The organism is Pseudomonas sp. LPH60 (assembly GCF_030718165.1).
GTDB lineage: Bacteria > Pseudomonadota > Gammaproteobacteria > Pseudomonadales > Pseudomonadaceae > Aquipseudomonas > Aquipseudomonas danubii.
In genome coordinates this window covers 525,373-544,090 of sequence record NZ_JAVAJH010000005.1, presented here as the reverse complement: position 1 = coordinate 544,090, position 18,718 = coordinate 525,373, and the positions used below count along the sequence as shown (strand labels likewise).

The 18,718-nt window shown below is 62.9% G+C and carries 19 protein-coding genes; 9 read left to right on the top strand and 10 right to left on the bottom strand.

Going from position 1 to position 18,718, the window contains the following annotated elements; all coding sequences use genetic code 11:
- Nucleotides 1-70 precede the first annotated feature (70 nt).
- Together Q8O96_RS20945 and Q8O96_RS20940 are read right to left on the bottom strand one after the other, a co-directional pair.
- Entirely contained in the window at nucleotides 71-376 is a 306-nt protein-coding gene (locus Q8O96_RS20945) for a multidrug efflux SMR transporter (RefSeq protein ID WP_102862946.1), read from the bottom strand.
- Between the two features lie 12 nt (nucleotides 377-388).
- A complete protein-coding gene (locus Q8O96_RS20940; protein WP_115581491.1) occupies nucleotides 389-1,027 on the bottom strand; it encodes an FMN-dependent NADH-azoreductase in 639 nt (212 codons plus the stop codon).
- Nucleotides 1,028-1,152: 125 nt separating this feature from the next.
- On the opposite strand from Q8O96_RS20940, the gene Q8O96_RS20935 reads away from it, so the two are divergent.
- Both Q8O96_RS20935 and Q8O96_RS20930 read left to right on the top strand, forming a co-directional pair.
- Nucleotides 1,153-2,145, top strand: a complete 993-nt coding sequence (locus tag Q8O96_RS20935) for a LysR substrate-binding domain-containing protein (RefSeq protein WP_305949360.1) — start codon at nucleotides 1,153-1,155, stop codon at nucleotides 2,143-2,145.
- Nucleotides 2,146-2,197: 52 nt separating this feature from the next.
- Nucleotides 2,198-2,728, top strand: coding sequence for a bacterioferritin (locus Q8O96_RS20930; RefSeq protein WP_102881989.1), 531 nt, complete (start codon nucleotides 2,198-2,200; stop codon nucleotides 2,726-2,728).
- A gap of 66 nt (nucleotides 2,729-2,794) precedes the next feature.
- Here the strand turns inward: Q8O96_RS20930 and Q8O96_RS20925 are convergent, their stop codons facing one another.
- Nucleotides 2,795-4,870, bottom strand: a complete 2,076-nt coding sequence (locus Q8O96_RS20925; protein WP_305949324.1) for an AsmA family protein — start codon at nucleotides 4,868-4,870, stop codon at nucleotides 2,795-2,797.
- Nucleotides 4,871-5,254: 384 nt separating this feature from the next.
- On the opposite strand from Q8O96_RS20925, the gene Q8O96_RS20920 reads away from it, so the two are divergent.
- The 7 genes from Q8O96_RS20920 (at nucleotide 5,255) to Q8O96_RS20890 (ending at nucleotide 10,439) form a co-directional block, all read left to right on the top strand.
- The gene (locus Q8O96_RS20920) at nucleotides 5,255-5,680 is read left to right on the top strand and encodes a hypothetical protein (protein ID WP_102862941.1); all 426 of its coding nucleotides are present in this window, start codon (nucleotides 5,255-5,257) and stop codon (nucleotides 5,678-5,680) included.
- A gap of 168 nt (nucleotides 5,681-5,848) precedes the next feature.
- Entirely contained in the window at nucleotides 5,849-6,481 is a 633-nt protein-coding gene (locus Q8O96_RS20915; RefSeq protein WP_102862940.1) for a TetR family transcriptional regulator, read from the top strand.
- 282 nt (nucleotides 6,482-6,763) lie between these two features.
- Nucleotides 6,764-7,264, top strand: coding sequence for an urease accessory protein UreE (ureE, locus tag Q8O96_RS20910; RefSeq protein WP_102862939.1), 501 nt, complete (start codon nucleotides 6,764-6,766; stop codon nucleotides 7,262-7,264).
- Nucleotides 7,261-7,935 (top strand): urease accessory protein UreF, encoded by a 675-nt coding sequence (locus Q8O96_RS20905; protein ID WP_305949323.1) that lies wholly within the window; start codon nucleotides 7,261-7,263, stop codon nucleotides 7,933-7,935. Before ureE ends, Q8O96_RS20905 begins: the two co-directional genes overlap by 4 nt.
- A 9-nt stretch (nucleotides 7,936-7,944) precedes the next feature.
- Nucleotides 7,945-8,559, top strand: a complete 615-nt coding sequence (gene ureG / locus Q8O96_RS20900) for an urease accessory protein UreG (RefSeq protein WP_047301379.1) — start codon at nucleotides 7,945-7,947, stop codon at nucleotides 8,557-8,559.
- A gap of 37 nt (nucleotides 8,560-8,596) precedes the next feature.
- Nucleotides 8,597-9,169, top strand: a complete 573-nt coding sequence (locus tag Q8O96_RS20895; RefSeq protein WP_305949322.1) for a HupE/UreJ family protein — start codon at nucleotides 8,597-8,599, stop codon at nucleotides 9,167-9,169.
- A 130-nt stretch (nucleotides 9,170-9,299) separates the two neighbouring features.
- Nucleotides 9,300-10,439, top strand: coding sequence for an AGE family epimerase/isomerase (locus Q8O96_RS20890; RefSeq protein WP_305949321.1), 1,140 nt, complete (start codon nucleotides 9,300-9,302; stop codon nucleotides 10,437-10,439).
- A 73-nt stretch (nucleotides 10,440-10,512) separates the two neighbouring features.
- Here Q8O96_RS20890 and Q8O96_RS20885 read toward each other — a convergent pair whose 3' ends face one another.
- From Q8O96_RS20885 to Q8O96_RS20855, 7 genes are all read right to left on the bottom strand, one after another.
- Nucleotides 10,513-11,418, bottom strand: coding sequence for a cation diffusion facilitator family transporter (locus tag Q8O96_RS20885; protein WP_102862935.1), 906 nt, complete (start codon nucleotides 11,416-11,418; stop codon nucleotides 10,513-10,515).
- A gap of 234 nt (nucleotides 11,419-11,652) precedes the next feature.
- On the bottom strand, nucleotides 11,653-12,414 hold the full coding sequence (locus tag Q8O96_RS20880) for an SDR family oxidoreductase (protein WP_102881995.1): 762 nt from the start codon (nucleotides 12,412-12,414) through the stop codon (nucleotides 11,653-11,655).
- A gap of 895 nt (nucleotides 12,415-13,309) precedes the next feature.
- Nucleotides 13,310-14,026 carry an ABC transporter ATP-binding protein gene (locus tag Q8O96_RS20875; protein ID WP_016967871.1) on the bottom strand — a complete coding sequence of 239 codons (717 nt, stop codon included), beginning with the start codon at nucleotides 14,024-14,026 and terminating at the stop codon, nucleotides 13,310-13,312.
- Nucleotides 14,023-14,895, bottom strand: coding sequence for an ATP-binding cassette domain-containing protein (locus tag Q8O96_RS20870; protein WP_102862933.1), 873 nt, complete (start codon nucleotides 14,893-14,895; stop codon nucleotides 14,023-14,025). Before Q8O96_RS20870 ends, Q8O96_RS20875 begins: the two co-directional genes overlap by 4 nt.
- Nucleotides 14,892-16,187, bottom strand: coding sequence for a high-affinity branched-chain amino acid ABC transporter permease LivM (livM, locus tag Q8O96_RS20865; protein WP_305949320.1), 1,296 nt, complete (start codon nucleotides 16,185-16,187; stop codon nucleotides 14,892-14,894). The genes Q8O96_RS20870 and livM overlap by 4 nt, the downstream gene beginning before the upstream one ends.
- Nucleotides 16,188-16,189: 2 nt before the next feature.
- Entirely contained in the window at nucleotides 16,190-17,104 is a 915-nt protein-coding gene (locus Q8O96_RS20860) for a branched-chain amino acid ABC transporter permease LivH (RefSeq protein ID WP_102862931.1), read from the bottom strand.
- A 161-nt stretch (nucleotides 17,105-17,265) separates the two neighbouring features.
- Nucleotides 17,266-18,402 carry a branched-chain amino acid ABC transporter substrate-binding protein gene (locus Q8O96_RS20855; RefSeq protein WP_102881998.1) on the bottom strand — a complete coding sequence of 379 codons (1,137 nt, stop codon included), beginning with the start codon at nucleotides 18,400-18,402 and terminating at the stop codon, nucleotides 17,266-17,268.
- Between the last annotated feature and the right edge of the window lie 316 nt (nucleotides 18,403-18,718).

Genomic DNA, 18,718 nt, shown 5'->3' with positions numbered 1-18,718 from the left:
CATAACCAAGGCCGTCGTCAGCCCCCGTGACGCTTTGGCGACAAACCAATGACAACCCGGCCCCGAGTTGCTATTTCAGCCCCACCACCCCGACCACGATCAGCCCCACCGACACCAGCTTGACCGGCGTCAGGCTTTCCCCCAGCAGCATGAAGCCCAGCAGCACCGTGCCCAGGGAACCGATGGCGGTCCAGATCGGGTAGGCCACGCTCACCGGCAACTCGCGCATGGCCAGGCTCAGGAAGTAGATCCCGCCCAGCGCCGCGACCACTGTCAGCAGCGACGGCCAGGGCCGGGTAAAGCCCTGGGCATACTTCATGCCCATGGCGAACGTGACCTCGAAGGCCGCTGCCAGCAGCAGGAACATCCAGGCCATGACGCCGCCTCCTCAGAAGGTCTGCGCCAGGGCCAACAGGCGCTGCCGGGCTTCGCCACAGGACTGCGCGAAACGCTCGGGCGCCGACTCCTCGCCTTCCGCCGCAACCACCGTCACATCCTCGATCCCAATGAATCCCAGGGCCGTGCGCAACCATGGATCGGCGTGATTCATCGCTTCATGCTCCCCCCCGGGCCCAAATCCACCGCCGCCGCGGCTGGTGACGATCAACACCTTCTTGCCCTGCACCAAGGGCTGGTACTGGGCCACGCCGTTGTCCAGCTGGGTGTTGAAGGTCAGCCCCAGGCGCACGATGTGATCGACCCAGGCCTTGATCCCGCTGGGCACGCTGAAGTTGTGCATCGGCGCCGAGATCACCAGGCGCTGATGGCCGAGCAACTCACCGACCAGCTCGTCACTCAAGGCCAGGTCAGCCTGCATCAACAGCGGCCGCGCTTCGGGCTGTGGATAAAACGCCGCGGCGATAAAGGCTTCGCTGACATGGGGCAAGGAACCCCGCCCGACTTCGCGCCGGGTCAGGATGGCCCCGGGATTGGCCTGTTGCCAGGCTTGTAGAAAGTCATCGGTCAGACGCCGACTGTGGGAGCGCTCGCCTCGGGGGCTGCCGTGAATCGCAAGAATTGTGCTCATCTGCTTTCTCGTGTACGGATTGACTGTAACGGCCTTGAAGCCGGCCCTGTTCCGCGTTAAAGCTAGAGCTACCGCGACTCACCCACAAATGAGTAAACATTCACTTGGATGAACTCAACTCATCCATGGAGCCCGTCATGTTCGCCCACCTGCCCCTGACCGCCCTGCGTACCTTCGAGTCCGCCGCGCGCCTGCTGAGCTTCAAGGCCGCTGCCGAGGACCTGTCGGTGACACCCACCGCGGTGTCCCACCAGATCCGCAGCCTGGAACACTGGCTGGGGGTGCCACTGTTCGAACGCCTGCCCCGCCAGGTACGCCTGACGGAGGCTGGCCGCCGCCTGTTCCACAGCCTGCATGGCGCCCTGCTGGATGTGGCCCAGAGCGTCGACACCCTGCGCCCCAGTCCCTGCGCCGCGCAGTTGACCGTTTCCACCACTGCGGCCTTCGCCGCCCTGTGGCTGGTGCCGCGCCTGGGGCGCTTTTACGCCCGGCACCCTGGCATCAACCTGCGCCTGGATACTCAGTGCGAGGTGGTGGACCTGCACCAGGACGCCAGCATCGACGTCGCGATCCGCTACAGCCAGGACGGCTACCTGAATCTCCATGGCCTGTGCCTGTTCGACGAGCGCTTTGCGGTCTATGGCGCGCCGCAGCAGGTGGCCCTGGCCCGGCAGCAGCCACCGTCCCTGATCAGCGTGCATTGGCGCAATTCCAGGTTGTATGCCGATGGCTGGCAGGCCTGGTGTGCCCAGGCCGGGGAAAACTGGCTCGACGCTCGGTTGCCGATCCGTTCCTACGACGAGGAGCAGTACGCCCTGCAAGCTGCCATTGCCGGCCAGGGCCTGGTACTGGCGAGCAACATCCTGGTGTCCCAGAGCGTGGCCAACGGCCTGCTGCAAGCCTATCGGCCGGAGGTCCAGGTGGACGGCGCGGGCTATAGCGCCCTGTGCGTGCCGGGGCGAGAGCGGCACCCTCCGGTGCGGGCCTTCCTCCAGTGGCTGCAACAGGAAGCGCTGCTGGCCGGACATCCGCCCCTGGCCCGCAGTTGCCCCCGGCGCAGACCACCGGGCACATCCGATAAAACTTTTTGCCGCGCCCGGGACTCACAACTCAGGTAGTGATCAGGCCGAGAGAGCCTGGCGCAAAACGGATTAGCCCCAGGAGATCGAAATGAGCGACAAGCATTTATCCGATGTGAACACCCTGCGCGAACGGGCCCGTCAACACGTGGAGAACGGAGCCGTGACCGAGGGCTACAACGCCGACCGCGAGCAGGTGCTGCGGCTGCTCAACGAATCGCTGGCCACCGAACTGGTGTGTGTCTTGCGCTACAAGCGCCACTACTTCATGGCCAACGGCCTCAAGGCCAGCGTGGCGGCCGACGAGTTCCTCGAACACGCGACCCAGGAAGCCGAGCACGCCGACAAACTGGCGGAACGCATCGTCCAGCTCGGCGGCGAACCGGAGTTCAACCCGGACCTGTTGTCCAAGCACTCCCACGCCCAGTACGTGGCCGGCAACACCCTGAAGGAAATGGTCTACGAGGATCTGGTGGCCGAACGCATCGCCATCGACAGCTACCGCGAGATCATCCAGTACATCGGCGACAAGGACCCCACCACCCGCCGCCTGTTCGAAGAGATCCTGGCCCAGGAAGAGGAACACGCCGACGACATGGCGGACATCCTCAACGACCTGTAATCCCCTCCTCCAAGCCCGCCCCTGCCTACCGTAGGAGCGGGCTTTTCCGCGAAGCCCCAGTCCTTGCTACTGGCTCGGCTTGACCGTCACCGGCGCCTTGCCCGAGCGCATCTGCTGCAGCAGCGGCGCGCACTGATTGGGCTCGTCACCGCTGGGCGCCACCAGCGCCAGCAAGCCTGCCGCCGGCCCGGCGATCAACCCCAGCGCCACCATCCCGGCACCGCGCAGCACCAGCGGCACCGCCTTGACCCCGGTACTGGGCTTGATGAACTTGCCCTGCACATAAAGCGGTGAACGCAGAGAGAACAGGCGCAGCCCCTTGGACTCCGGCGTGATGGTCAAGTCCAGTTGCTCAGAGGCCATATTGGCGGTGCCATCGATGTAGATGATGGCGTTCTCGGTATCGAAGACGAACAGCCGAGACGTAGCCAGACCGCTCTTGATGCCAAAGTCGGCGGCGGCGCAATTGATCTTCACTTCCTTGTCGCCAAACATCTTGCCGACCACATAGTTGCCGACGTTGAGCCCGGCGATTTCCATGAGGCTGCGGCTGATGGCGCCATCGTTGATCAACATCTTCAGGTCGCCGTTGGCGCTGCCCAGCAAGGCCGCCACCGAGTTGCCGCGTCCGGTGATATCGGCATCGCCATTGAGCTCGCCGAAGCTGGTCTTCATCGGCTCGAAGGTCGGAAACAACTGCTTGAGCTTGAAGTTGCGCGCCGTCAGCCTGGCCCGGCCTTCCAGCGGCGTGGTGTGACCATTGAGGCGCACCTGGGCGTCCAGCTTGCCCCCGGCCACGCCGAAGCGCAGGGGCTCCAGGCTGAGCTGGCCGTCGTTGAGCACCAGGTGCGTGTAGAGATCGGTGAACGGCAACTCGGCGCTGTGGACAATGCGCTTGCCGGTGAACTCCACATCGGCGTCCATGTCACCCCAGCGCTCGGTACGGAACTCCTCCACCGGCAGCACCTTGTCCGCCGGCTGCTTGCTCTCGCCGCCCCGGGCCTTCTGCTTGGCGTTGGAGTCGGCACCAATCAGCGGCGCCAGGTCGCTCATCAGCAACTGGTTGGAGACCAATGCACCGCTGAGCTTGGGTCGCGGCTGACTGGCGACGTAGGTCAGGTTGCCGTGGATATCGCTGTCGCCGATCTTGCCGTTGAAATCCTGGTAGCTGAAGGTCGCACCCGCCGGGTCGCGGAGCTTGGCGGTCAGATGGCCGTCGGTGGCATAGGGCGGCGAGTCCGGCAGGGTCACCCCGGTCAGCGGATAGAGATTGCCCAGGCTGGTGCCGGCCAATTTCAGGCGCAGGTCCAGGGCGCCCAGATTCAGCGGGTCGGTGAGGCTGCCCCGCAGCTCCACCTTGGTGTCGCCGATCTGCGCCTGGGCCTGCAGTGGAAACGGCTTGCGCCCGTCCTGCAGGGCCAGCAAGCCGCCGATCTTGCCGGTACCGGCGAGCTTCTGCCCGTGGTACTGGCCCTTGACCTTGAGGGCGAAGGCATAGGCTTGGGCCGCGGCGCCTTTTTCACTGATTTTCTTCGCTTCGCTCTCACCGACTATGTCGCTGAAGGGAATGGGTTTGCCGAGCAGCTCTACCTGCAGGTCAAGTTGGGTTTTCAGGCTCTGGTCGTCCAGGGTCACATGGCCCTTGTCGAAACCGATGGCGCCGATGTCCACCGTCCAGTTGGAAGGCTCGGCCTCGGGGTCCTTCGGGTCGAACTTGAAGGTCCAGTTGGCGCGACCGTCCGCCAGCCGCTGCAGCGCAGCATCGGGCTCGGTCAGATCGATACGCGGGATGCTGACCCGCTGGGCCAACAGGGCCAGGGGCGAGATGCGCAACTCGACCCGTTTGAGGCTGACCATCTGCGGCGCCTTGGACCACTCCGGGTTGCCCAGGGTCAGGTCCTGGGCCACTACGTGAGGCCAGGGCACCCAGGCCCGCCAGCCACCCTCGTCGGGCTCGCGCTGCCAGGCCACGGACAAGTCGCCATTGATCGCGAAGGGCCGATGCAACTCCTCGGACACCTTGGCGTTGAGGGTCGGCTTGATGCGGTTCCAGTCGAAGAATGCGATCACCAGCACCAGCACGGCCAGTAGCAGGATCAGGCTGGCGACGGACCAGGCGAGGATTTTACGAGTGCGCGTCATTGCACGAGGCTCCTGAAGACAACTGAGCGCCAAACTGCGACGCATCGATGAAATGCCGATGGAAAATCACCGGCCATGAAAACTACGACTGACAAAGCCCACGCAGGTTTAATCCGGCGGCTCGATGCGGCGAAAAAACCTGAATTGCTGATCGCTTGGACAGCTTTGTGTTACCTCGAACCGCCCCTCCCTGAAGCGGGAGTGGGTCGAAAATACCCACCCTGGTGCAAAAGCCATCGGCGCTAAAGCCCGAGCTAGAGCCTTCGAGGCAAACAATCAATTCCGTTGATTATTACCATTGTGTTTATGAACTTTTATATCGATTTTGCGGCGGTAACATTAGCTCCGTACCCACTTTATCGCCCTACCAAGGAGCAACCCATCATGAAACGCCACCTCTTACTGAGCCTGACCTTATCCGTTCTGGCTGCCAACGCCTTCGCCCTGCCAGCCGCTGAACAAGCCACTCCACAGGTCAAGGCCAGCCACAGCGTGTTCACCCAGACCCTGGCCGAAGGCGGTTCGGACCGTCTGATCGAACGCAACAAAGTCGCTGCCGACGGTTACGAACGCACTCCACAAGGCCAGAGCGTTGCCGAAGACGGCTATGATCGCACCCCACAAGGCCAGAGCGTTGCTGAAGATGGCTACGACCGTACCCCACAAGGCCAGAACGTAGCTGAAGGCGGCCGTGATCGCCTGGAAGAGAAAGGCCTGGTTGAAGACGGCTACAGCCGCACGCCTCAAGGTCAGACCGTTGCCGAAGGCGGCGCTGATCGCCTGGCTGAACGTCATCAAGCAGCGAGCTGAGGCCATGCTGGCCCTTAAAAAAAGCCCGATCCCTGGATCGGGCTTTGGCTTTTATGGCCCCGGCATTTTAGCCCTGACCTTCGCCGCTCTCGCCTGACTCCAGTTCGACTCCGGCAAAGTTGATTTGCTAGAGTGCGCCGCTCCCATTGAGCAAAGAACGCCCCGCCGATGCTGCCCCGCGCCGAACAGAAGCAACAGACCCGCAACGCCCTGATGGATGCTGCCCGGCATCTGATGGAGTGTGGTCGTGGTTTCGGCAGCCTGAGCCTGCGCGAAGTGGCCAAAGCCGCCGGCATCGTGCCCACCGGCTTCTATCGGCACTTCAGCGACATGGACCAACTGGGGCTGGAACTGGTCAGCGAGGTCGGCCAGACCTTCCGTGAAACCATCCGCCTGGTGCGCCACAACGAATTCGTCATGGGCGGCATCATCGACGCCTCGGTGCGCATCTTCCTTGATGTCGTGGAAGCCAAGCGCGCGCAATTCCTGTTTCTGGCCCGTGAGCAATACGGCGGCTCGCTGCCGGTGCGCCAGGCCATCGCCACCCTGCGCGAGAACATCAGCTCGGACCTGGCTGCCGACCTGACCCTGATGCCCAAGCTGCAGCATCTGAATGCCGCCGACCTGAGCGTCATGGCCGACCTGATCGTCAAGAGCGTGTTCGCCACCCTGCCGGACATCATCGATCCCCCGGCCCAGGCCCTGCCTGAACACCTGACGCCGCAGGCGAAGATCACCCAACAACTGCGCTTCATCTTCATCGGCCTGAAGCACTGGCAAGGCCTGGGCAGCACCGAGTAATACAGCCTGCCCCTCTCCCCCTTTCAATCGGCGTGCCCCGCTCTGGGTAGCGCGTTTGCGCCTGCTCGTCGGCCCGGCACCGGATTGCAGCAAAAATATTTCCAGCGCACCAACTCAGTGCTATAAATCAGCTCAGCGCGCCATTTTGTAACAAGATAAAACAAGGTTTTGCCCCTTTTTCAGGCGCAGTTCCGGTGTCGACAAAGGGTTTTTCCTCTCCCTCGGGCGATTGGCAAGGCCCTTGCTCTGGCTTGTGTATCGCTCATAGCTGGAAGCTTTCCGATGCTGGTGATCCACCGCAGAACCGAACCCCAAGCCACCTGGTCCGCCGAACTGCACCTGACCTATGAGGCTCGCAGCAAAAGCCGCCTGCGCTGTTTCAGTGCCACAGGCGAAGACGTCGGCCTGTTTCTGGAGCGCGGCCAGCCGCCGCTGCACGACGGTGAGTTCCTGGTGGCCGAGGACGGACGCATCGTCAAGGTCTGCGCCCGCCCGGAAACCCTGCTCCATGTCACCTGCCGCAATGCCTTCGAACTGACCCGCGCCGCCTATCACCTGGGCAACCGCCACGTGGCCCTGCAGGTGGGCGACGGCTGGCTGCGCCTGCTCGATGACTACGTGCTCAAGGCCATGCTCGAACAACTGGGCGCCAGCACTGAAACCATCGAGGCGCCGTTCCAGCCCGAACACGGTGCCTACGGCGGCGGCCACCATCATTCGCGCCACGGCGATGAAGACTTCAATTACCCGCCGCGCCTGCACCAGTTCGGCGTGCGTCAATGAACCCAGCCTGGGCCCTGCTGCGCCTGGCCAGCCCACAGCTGCCGATCGGTGGCTACAGCTATTCACAGGGACTGGAAATGGCAGTGGAGCAACAACGGGTGAAGGACCCGGACAGTGCCAGGCGCTGGATCAGCGATCAGTTGCTGTTCAACCTGGCGCGCTTCGAGGCTCCGCTGCTGCTCGCCCACTGCCAGGCCGCCGCAGATCAGGACTGGGCCAGGCTGCAGCAACTCTGCGAAGAACATCGGGCCAGCCGTGAAACCCGCGAGCTGTACCAGGAAAGCCGGCAGATGGGCTATTCCCTCAAGCAATTGCTCGAAGGCCTGCCGGAACTGGACGGCGGCGCCCGGGAGCTGCTGGCGCACCAGGACGAACCACACCTGGCCCTGGGCTGGGCCCTGGCCGCCCGCGCCTGGCACATCAACCCCGAAGACGCCCTGGCGGCCTGGCTCTGGAGCTGGCTGGAAAACCAGCTGGCGGTGCTGATGAAAACCCTGCCCCTGGGCCAGCAGGCGGCCCAGCGCCTGACCAGCGAGCTGCTGCCGCTGCTGCAAGAGGCCCAGCGCCACGCCACCCACCTTGACCCCAACCACCTGGGCAGCGCCGCTTTCGGCCTGTCCCTGGCGAGCATGGCCCACGAGCGCCAGTACAGCCGCCTGTTCCGTTCCTAGGAGAAACTCATGAACGCACAACCTCTGCGTGTCGGCATCGGCGGCCCGGTGGGCTCCGGAAAAACCGCCCTGACCCTGGCCCTGTGCCTGGCCCTGCGCGAGCGCTACAACCTGGCAGTGGTGACCAACGACATCTACACCCGCGAAGACGCCGACTTCCTGGTCCGCAATGAAGCCCTGGCGCCGGAGCGGATCATCGGCGTGGAAACCGGCGGCTGCCCGCACACCGCGATACGCGAAGACGCCTCGATCAACCTGGAGGCCGTGGACCAGCTGAACCGGCGCTTCCCGGGGCTCGATCTGATTCTGGTGGAGTCCGGCGGCGACAACCTTTCAGCCACCTTCAGCCCGGAACTGTCGGACCTGACGATCTATGTGATCGACGTTTCCGCTGGCGACAAGCTGCCGCGCAAGGGGGGCCCGGGCATCTGCAAATCCGACTTGCTGGTGATCAACAAGATCGACCTGGCGCCGCTGGTGGGCGCCTCCCTGGAGATGATGAACAGCGACACCCAGCGCATGCGCGGCGGCAAGCCGTTTGTCTTCAGCAACCAGAAGACCGGCCAGGGCCTGGAAGACATCATCGCCTTCATCGAACGCCAGGGCCTGCTGACCGCGGCCTGAAACCGAACCTGAAAAACGCTCAACAAGGAAGCCACTCATGCCCCTGAAATCACTCTTCGGCGCACTGGCGCTGCTGCTGACCCCGGCCCTGGCCTTCGCTCACCCGGGCCACGGCGACAACGGCCTGATGGCTGGTATCAGTCACCCCATCGGTGGCCTCGACCACTTGCTGGCCATGCTTGCGGTCGGCCTGTGGGCCGCCCAGCAACAAGGCGCGGCGCGCTGGGCACTGCCCTGCACCTTTGTCGGCACCATGCTGATTGGCGGCCTGCTGGGCTTTGAAGGGCTGAACCTGCCGGCCCTGGAAAGCGGGATTGCCGCGTCGGTACTGGCCCTGGGCCTGGCCGTGGCCCTGGCGGTGCGCCCGCCACTGAGCCTGGCGCTCGCCGCCACTGCGCTGTTTGCCCTGTTCCATGGCGTGGCCCATGGCCTGGAACTGCCAGACATGTCCAGCCCCTGGGCCTATGCCGCCGGTTTTGTCGCAGCCACCGCGGCCCTGCATGCCGCCGGTTATGCCGTGGTGCGGGTACTGCCTCAGGCGGCGGCGCCGCTGGTGCGCGTGGCCGGTGCGGCCTCGGCTGCGACGGGCGTGTGGTTGCTGGCAGGCTGATCCCTGCCCTCTTCTGTAAGAGCCGGCTGGCCGGCTCCTACCCGTATCTCGTGCTTGGCGGGCAAGCCGCCTGGCGGGGCTTCTCTGGTAACATGTCGCGCACTCAAACCTGCCGTGACGACGCCAGCCAATGCCCGATGTATCCCGCTCCGCCACCTCGCCTGAATCGAGCGCTCTGTTCAACGCCATGCAGCAGCATTTCCAAAAGGTGATAGTGCCGCTGTGGCAAGGTCCGGGCTGGAATCCGCAGTTGGCACTGCCCTATGAGGCGCTGGACGCCGAACAGCGGCCATTGCCGCCGCAGCGCTATCGAGCCATGGCCTGTGCCCGGCAGCTGTACCTGTTCTCCCAATTGATCGGTGATGCCGCCGCCCCCTTTGCCCAAGAGCGGGCCGCCGCGCTGTTCCGCTCGCTGCAGCGGCACTTCCACGATGCCGAGCACGGTGGCTGGTTCTACAGCATCGATGCCGACGGCGCGCCGCTGGATCGGCGCAAGGACCTCTACACCCACGCCTTTATCCTCTTCGCCTGCGCTCATTACTGGGCCAAGGTCCGCGAGCCGCTGGTGGAGTCGGTGCTCAATGCCGCCCTGGAAGTGGTAGCCCTGCGCTTTGCCCGGGGCGATGGACTCTACGAAGCCAGCCTCGCCGAGGACTGGTCCGTACTGGGTTCGGGGCCCCTGCAGAATCCGCTGATGCACCTGGCCGAAGCCTTTCTCGCAATCCTGGCAGTGCGCGAAGACGCCGCGGTACAAACCGCACTGCTGGAGCTGTGCCAGGCCATGCAGCAGCAGTTCATCGACCCGCAGCACGGAGTGATGCTGGAGAAGCCACTGGGGGCTGTGGATAACTGGTTCGAGCCAGGGCATCAGTTCGAGTGGTTCTTCCTCCTCGACTCTTCGCCCTTGCTGCGCAGCAACCCGCTGCACGCCTCATTGAGTCGTGCCTTCGCGTTTGCCGAGCAGCTTGGTGTCGACCCGCAGAGCGGCGCGGTGTGCGCCATGCTCGACCTGCAACCGGGTGCCCCCATCAAGGACGCCACCCAGCGCATCTGGGCCCAGGCCGAGTACGTGCGTGCACTGACCTTGCGTGCGGACAGCCAGGCGCCCCTGCTGCGTCAGCTCAAGGCGCTGCACGCGCATTTCCTGCATGCAGGGGGCTGGAATGAATGCCTGGATGCCAGTGGCGCGGTCAGCCGGCGGGATATGCCATCGACCACGCCTTATCACCTGGCGACCTGTTATCGCGGGCTGGCGGAATATTTTGCCTAAAGCCTCTGCCGGCCAGCCGGCTCCTGCAAGCCCCCTGTAGGAGAAGGCTGGTCGGCGAAAAGCGCACCGCCCATCAAACGATCCACTTGCGATCCCCGGTAAAGCTGATGGTCAGCCAGCGCGCTGCGTCGGCCTCTCCCAACTCACTGGAAATCTCCTCGCGCAAGCGGTCCAGAGTCGCCACATCCTGCAGCGGATAGTCCGCCGGCAGCACGATATGGATCTCGATGAAACGCGCCCGGCCGTGCTTCTGCACGTAGGAAATGTATTCCTGGAAGCCATAGGCAACCATGGCCTCTTCCATCACGCTGCGCACCTTTTCATCCAGTTGGTCCGGAGCGATGCCCAGCACATCACGCAACGCCGGCCGCAGGATCTTCAAGGCTGGCGGCAGCATGCTCAGGGCCAGCAGGATCAGGATCGCCGGGTCGACATACACCGCCCACTGGCCATGCCCGTACTGCTTGAGCAGCAAGGCAATGATGAAACTCACCAGCAGCCCCACCGAGAGCATTGCGTCCACCAGCCAGCTGATGTTGTCGAACTGGATCAGCGACGATTTGAGCTTGCGGTTACGCCGGCGCACATAGAAGAAGTAGGCAAACTCCGTTACCGCAAAGAACCCGGCGTAGAAGATCACCATCCCCAGCTCGACCTCCCGGCCGCCATTGATGATGCCGAACACACCGTTAAGAAAGGCGTAGATGGCGATCAACAGCAGGAAGCTGCCTTCGATCAGCAGCACCATGGGTTCCAGGTGCCAGAAGCCGAACTGGAAACGGTGGTTGCTTTCCTTGGCAATCAGCTTGGCAGTGATCAGCATCAGGACCTTGATGAAGGTCGCGATCAGGGAAAAAAACCCATCGAACAAAATGGATTGGGCGCCAGAAACAAAACCCGTGACGATACCGGCGATCGCCACGGCGAACATCAGTACAGTCGATTGTTTGAGCAGAACCTGCTCACCTCGGTTACTCACAACTCCTCCTATCGAACTTCAAAAACACCGCCTTGAGTGAGGCGGCAGCGAAATTTCGAGGCGGAATTCTACCCTGCCAAGGCTGACCTTCAGCTGAAACGAATCAGCTTATGTGTTTCCAAGTACAACTGTAGTCACTGCCGAGCTATGGCGAGGCTGCGACACCTGCGCAGCAGGCGCAGGTCTTGCAACCGTTGGAGGGCCTGACGGCCCTGTCGCAGCCTGCGGCAGCGGCTACACCTTGCGCTCGATGGCGAAGCCGGCCCAGGTCTGGCTCACCGGCATCAGCTCCAGGCTATTGATGTTGACGTGGGCAGGCGTGTTGAGAACCCAGAAGATGGTATCGGCAATGTCCTCGGGCTGGATCGGCTCGGCCCCGGCGTAGGTGGCGTCGTAGCGCGCCTGATCGCCGGCGAAACGCACCAGGGAGAACTCGCTTTCGCACAGGCCCGGTTCAATGTTGGTGACCCGCACGCCGGTGCCCTGCAGGTCGCAGCGCAGGTTCAGGGAGAACTGTTTGACGAAGGCCTTGCTCGCGCCATAAACGTGACTGCCCGGGTACGGGTAGTTGCCGGCAATGGAGCCCAGGTTGACGATCCCGGCGCCCCGGCCATGGGCGATCAGCCGCGGCAGCAGCAGACGGGTGCTGTACATCAAGCCCTTGATGTTGGTGTCGACCATGGTGTCCCAGTCATCCAGGTCGCACTTGGGCGCCGGGTCGACGCCCAGGGCCAGGCCGGCATTGTTGATCAGGCCGCGCAACTTGCTGAAGGACGGCGGCAGGTTGGTGATGGCCGCTTCCATGGCCTTGCGGTCCCGCACATCGAGTACCAGGCCGTGCACTTCGGTCTGCTTGGAGAGCTCTGCGCACAGCGCGTTGAGGCGCTCCTCGCGGCGGCCGGTGAGCACCAGCGACCAGCCGGCCTCGGCAAAACGCCGGGCGCAGGCTTCGCCAAAACCGGACGTCGCGCCCGTAATAAACAGTGTGGAAGTCATGGTGTTCTCCTTGCTGGGTGGCGAGCCGCCGTTACGATAAAAAAGCGTTTCGCAGCATGCCCGGCCCGGCTCTGGGCGGCAACAGAAGCGCTGGATATCCGGCATCACTGTACAAAAAACGCTCACATGGCTGAAAGCCATGGTCGGCAAGGCCTGCAGCCACATGCCCGCACCTTATCCACAGGCCGGTCCACAGTCTTTGGGGGCAAGTGCAAATCGCGCAAAGCCGCTGTACACAGGGCTTGCAGCGGATCATGGGAAGTTTTTTGCTTGACCCGCAGAGGCTGTCCATGCAGGTGACCGCAAAAAAGATGACCGAGCGGTCAAAGTGTATAAGGCCAGAGGCCAGTAACTACGCCGCCCAGAGCAGTCTTTCCAGAGTTTAGTCACAGACTTATCCACAGGCTTATCCAGGGTCTTTTGCGGGTACGGCTGCGACAATAAAAAGGTTGACAAGCGCGTCTTCGAGTTGCTCAAAAAGCCATGATCAAAAAACAATCAATTGCTTGCAGGCCACGTAAACAAAGGCTTCCAGCCAGCTACTCCCACGTTACCCACAGCCCGCTCCACAGCAAACGGGGACAAGTCAAAACGGTGGAAAAACAACTGTTTGCAGCGTCTTTATGCCGCGCTTTGCCAGCTTGAGAATAATGTTTTCCACAATTGTCGGACGCCGCCTGCCCTTCTGCGCACGCGCGATTGCCAATGCCCGCACTCAGCCCGCAGGAACCAGCTTGCCGGCAAATCCCGGACGCACAACGGAATCTGAACAGCTGCCGTAGGCAGGGGTCGTTTCGCTGGCAAGCCAGCGCCTAAGGGGCGGGTGAGAACTGTGGATAAAAAATGCCCCGGCGGCGTGAACCGACGGGGCATGGTTTATCCACAGACCGGACCGTCAGTGACCGCCCAGGTAAGCGTTGCGCACCTCCTCGTTGACCAGCAGCTCCTTGCCGGTGCCGCTCAGGCGGATCTCGCCGTTGACCATCACATAGGCACGGTCCGACAGCTTCAGCGCATGGTTGGCATTTTGCTCCACCAGGAAGATGGTCATGCCGGTGGCCGCCAGCTCCCGCAGGGTGGCGAAGATCTGTTTCACCACGATCGGCGCCAGCCCCAGGCTCGGTTCATCAAGCAACAGCAACTTGGGCCGGCTCATCAGCGCCCGGGCGATGGCCAGCATCTGCTGCTCACCGCCGGACATGGTCATGGCCCGCTGGGTGCGCCGTTCCTTGAGCCGTGGAAACAGCTCGAACATGCGTTGCATGTCCTCATTGGCGTACTTGTCGCCAATCGGGATGGTGCCCATCAGCAGGTTCTCTTCCACGGTCATGTCGGGAAACACCCGGCGCCCTTCCGGCGACTGGGCGATGCCGTTGGAGGCAATGTAGTGGGACGACTTGTGGGTGATGTCCACGCCGCGATAGAGGATCTGCCCGGACTCCGCCCGGGGCTGGCCGAAGATCGACATCAGCAGGGTCGACTTGCCGGCACCGTTGGAGCCGATCAGGCTCACGGTTTCCCCTTCGTTGATGTGCAGCGAGACTTTCTTCAGGGCCTGGATCGGGCCGTAGTACACGTCCAGATCCTTGAGTTCGAGTATGGGTTGACTCATACCAGCTCCTCTTCGTCGGCACCCAGGTAGGCGGCGATCACCTTCGGATCGTTGCGGATCGCCTCCGGCCCGCCTTCGGCGATCACGTTGCCGTGGTCGAGCACCACGATGTGGTCGGAAATACTCATCACCATGCCCATGTCGTGTTCAATCAGCACCACGGTCAGATCGTGCTCGTCGCGCAGCAGCCGGATCATCGCGCTCAGCGCTTCGGTTTCCTGGGGGTTGAGGCCGGCGGCCGGTTCGTCGAGGCAGATGATCTGCGGCCGGGTGCACATGGCCCGGGCGATCTCCAGGCGCCGCTGCTGGCCGTAGGACAGCTCGCCGGCCAGGCGGTTGGCGCAGTCCACCAGGTCCACCACTTCCAGCCAGTAGAAAGCGTGGTCCAGGGCGGCGCTTTCCGCCTGGCGGTAGCCCTTGGTGTTGAGGATGCCCGCCAGCAGGTTGCGGTTGACCCACATGTGCTGGGCCACCAGCAGGTTTTCCACCACGGACATTTCCTTGAACAGGCGAATGTTCTGGAAGGTCCGCGCCAACCCGGCGCGGTTCACCAGGTGGGTGCCGCCAAACATCTTGTAGTACAGGCGACTGGCGAAGCTTTTCGGCGACACCAAATCGGTGGCGCGAAATGGCTCGCCCAAGAGCTTGATGACGTTGGTCTGCTGGCCCCGGGTATTGAGCTCGATGCGCCCGCCGGAGGCCTTGTAGAAGCCGGTCAGGCAGTTGAACACCGTGGTCTTGCCGGCGCCATTGGGGCCGATCAGGGCGAAGATCGAGTTGCGCTTGACCTTGAGGCTGACGTCGCTGAGGGCCTTGATGCCGCCGAAGTGCATCATCAGGTTCTCGACCGAAAGAATGTATTCGCTCATGGCGCGTTCCCCTCAGTCAGAGCACCTTTGCGTGGCGTCACCCCGGTACGGCTGATGCGGATCAGCCCCCGCGGTCGCCAGATCATCATCAACACCATGAGGATGCCGAACAGCAGCACCCGGTACTCGGAGAAGCTGCGCAGCAGCTCCGGCGCCACGGTCAGGACGAAGGCCGCGATCACCACGCCCACCGTGGAGCCCATGCCCCCCAGCACCACGATGGCGAGGATCAGCGCCGACTCGAAGAAGGTGAACGAGGACGGGTTGACGAAGCCCTGATAGCTGGCGAAGAACACCCCGGCCAGACCGGCGGTGGAGGCACCGATGGTGAAGGCCGAGAGTTTCACCAGCACGTGGTTCAAGCCCATGGCGCGGCAGGCGATCTCGTCTTCACGCAGGGCTTCCCAAGCCCGGCCCACCGGCATGCGGGTCAACCGGTGCTTGATGTAGAGCACCAGCAACACCACCAGGAACAGCACGATGTAGATGAACAGGAACTTCAGGTTGGGGTTGTATTCCAGGCCGAAGAACTCGTGGAACGGCACCCCACCGTCCTTGGCCCTGCGACCGAACTCCAGGCCCAGGAGCGTCGGCGATGGCACCGGCATGCCGTTGGGGCCGCCAGTGAAGGACAGCCAGTTGTTAAGCACCAGGCGGATGATCTCGCCGAAGCCCAGGGTCACGATGGCCAGGTAGTCGCCATGCATTCGCAGCACCGGGAAGCCCAATATGCACCCCGCCAGCGCGGCGGCAATCGCCGCCAGGGGCAGCACGCTCCAGAAGCCCAGGCCCAGGTACTGGTAACCCAGGGCCAGGCCGTAGGCGCCGATGGCGTAGAACGCCACGTAGCCCAGGTCCAGCAGCCCCGCCAGGCCCACCACAATGTTCAGCCCCAGGCCCAGCAGCACGTAGATCAGTCCGAGGATGACCACGGTCAGCAGGTACTTGTTGGCGAAGAACGGGAACACGATGGCGATCACGATCAGCGCCGGAATGATCCAGCGCAACCGCGACTTGTAGTCCGGCGCCAGCACATGCACCCCGGAGCCTGTGGTCTCGAAGCCCTGGAGAATCTTCAGGCCCTTGGGGGTTTGCAGGAACAGGCTCAGGGCCAGGCGGCCGGCCATGACGATCGCCACCAGCCAGGCGACCCGGGTCGGTTCCAGGTTGAAGCTGTAGCCATCCAGGACCACGCCCACGATGGGGCCGAACACGATCAGCGAGATCAGCCCGGCCAGTACAGCGTCGATGACGCTCTTCTTGATATCAATCGGTTTATTGGCAGCAGACATACTTATACCTTCGCCACGAGTGGGCGACCCAGCAGGCCTTGGGGACGGAAAATCAGGATCAGCACCAGCAGCGAGAAACTGAACACGTCTTTGTAGTCGGAGTTGATCAAGCCGGAGAACAGCGACTCGGAGATCCCGAGGATGATCCCGCCGAGCATCGCTCCGGGCAGCGAGCCAATGCCGCCGAGCACGGCTGCGGTGAACGCCTTGATGCCGATGACGAAGCCGGCATAGAAGTCGAAGGTGCCGTAGTTCATGGTGATCAGCACACCGGCCAGGGCCGCCATGGCCGCGCCGATGACGAACACGTAGGAGATCACCCGATCAGTGTTGATGCCGAGGATCGAGGCCATCTTGCGGTCTTGCTGGGTGGCCCGGCACATGCGCCCCAGCTTGGTGTACTTGATGATGTAGGTGAGCAGCGCCATGCCGGCGAACGCCGCCACCAGGATGAAGATCTTGGTGTAGGTGAGCTGCACGAAGCCGGTGCCGATATCGACTTTCCAGGCCCCGGCCAACAGGGTCGGAACCCCTTGCTGCTTGGCGCCCTGGCTGATCTGCGCGTAGTTCTGCAGGATCAGCGAGATACCGATGGCGCTGATCAGCGGTGCCAGGCGGGTGGAGTTGCGCAGGGGTTTGTAGGCCACGCGCTCGATGACCCAGCCATAGATCCCCGTCACCACCACGGTGAAGACCAGGGTGCCGAGAATGAGTAGCGGGAAGGATTCGATGCCGAAGTAGGCCAGCAGAGCCAGACTGATTGCCGCGAGGTAAGCGGAAATCATGTAAACCTCGCCGTGGGCGAAGTTGATCATGCCGATGATGCCATAGACCATTGTGTAGCCGATGGCGATCAGACCATAGACAGACCCGAGGGTCAGTCCATTGATCAGTTGCTGCAGGAAAATACCATCCATAACGCAATCTCACGGACTTGAGAGACGGCACAGGGCGTCAGCGACGGACAGGGATCACCGGTCCGCGCAACACGTCCGTTGTGCAGCTCTACGAGAAAAGGCAAGTACTGCACGAGTACGAACCGGTACCAGGGGGTAGTACCGGTTCGTTCGGACTCATGTCACTTCTGTTTTTCCAGCTGGTGGTACTTGCCGTCCTTGTCCCACTGATAGACCACGTAGTCGGAGATCTTCAGGTCGCCCTTGCCATCCCAGGACTTCTCGCCCATCACGGTTTTCACCGGGTTGGCCTTGAGCCACTTGGCGGCGTCTTCGCCTTTGTTGGATTTGGCGCCATTGAAGCCGGCGGCCAGGGCCTGGACCGACGCGTAGGCGTACAGGGTGTAGCCTTCAGGCTCGGTGCCGGCCTTGCGGAAGGCATCCACCACCGCCTTGCTGTCAGGCAGCAGGCGTGGGTCGGCGCCGAAGGTCATGTACACACCGTCGACGTATTGCGGGCCACCGGCGGTGGTCACCAGCTCGTCGGTCACGATGCCGTCGTCGGACATGAACTTGACGTCCTTCAGGCCCTGCTCGCGCAGCTGGCGGACCAGCGGACCGGCTTCCGGGTGCAGGCCGCCGAAGTACACCACGTCGGCACCGGCAGCGCGGATCTTGGTCACCACGGCGCTGAAGTCCTTCTCGCCACGGGTCAGGCCCTCGTACAGCACCGGGGTCACGCCGCGCTTGGTCAGCTGTGCCTTGGTGGCATCCGCCAGGCCCTGGCCGTAGGTGTCCTTGTCGTGCAGCACCACGACTTTCTTGCCCTTGAGCACGTCAACGATGTAGTCGCCGGCGACGATGCCCTGCTGGTCGTCACGCCCGCACATACGGAACATCGCGGACAGGCCACGCTCGGTGACCTGGGGGTTGGTGGAGCCCGGGGTGATGGCAATCACACCGGCGTCGCTGTACACCTCGGAAGCCGGAATGGTCGACGAGGAGCAGAAGTGCCCCACGACGCCCGCCACCTTGTCCTGGTCCACCAGGCGGTTGGCCACGGCCACGGCCTGCTTCGGTTCGCAGGCGTCGTCGCCCTTGACCAGGACGATCTTCTCGCCGTTGACACCGCCCTTGGCGTTGATCTCGTCAGCCGCTGCCTGTGCACCCTTCATGTACTGCTCGCCAAATGCCGCATTGGCGCCTGTCATGGGACCCGCTACGCCGATCTTCAGGTCGGCTTGAGCAAACGCAGAAACACCCAGCGCAGTTGCCACTGCGAGGGCCAGAAAGCCTTTCTTGTAAAACGTCTGGGACATGAGGTGGTGCTCCAAGGTTTTTTTAGTTGGCACTGCGACTTCACTAGAATTGCTCAGAGCAAGCGCCGTGCCAGTGGTTTTTTATTCTGAAAAAAGTCGCTGTCTTATTGTTATTTCGACTGTTTCGAGCCCATTTTTATTGGGCGTGCAACCGTCTAAACCGCGGAAGGTAAAACCCTGCTTTTTAATGGGCGCAACCCATGCGTGCCATCATTGCAACCGCGACACAATTCAACGTGCAACCCTGCTGTAACAGCCCGCGTCACCGAACTGCACACTGCTGGTGCGAGACTGCTACGAGCCGCACCATTACAGG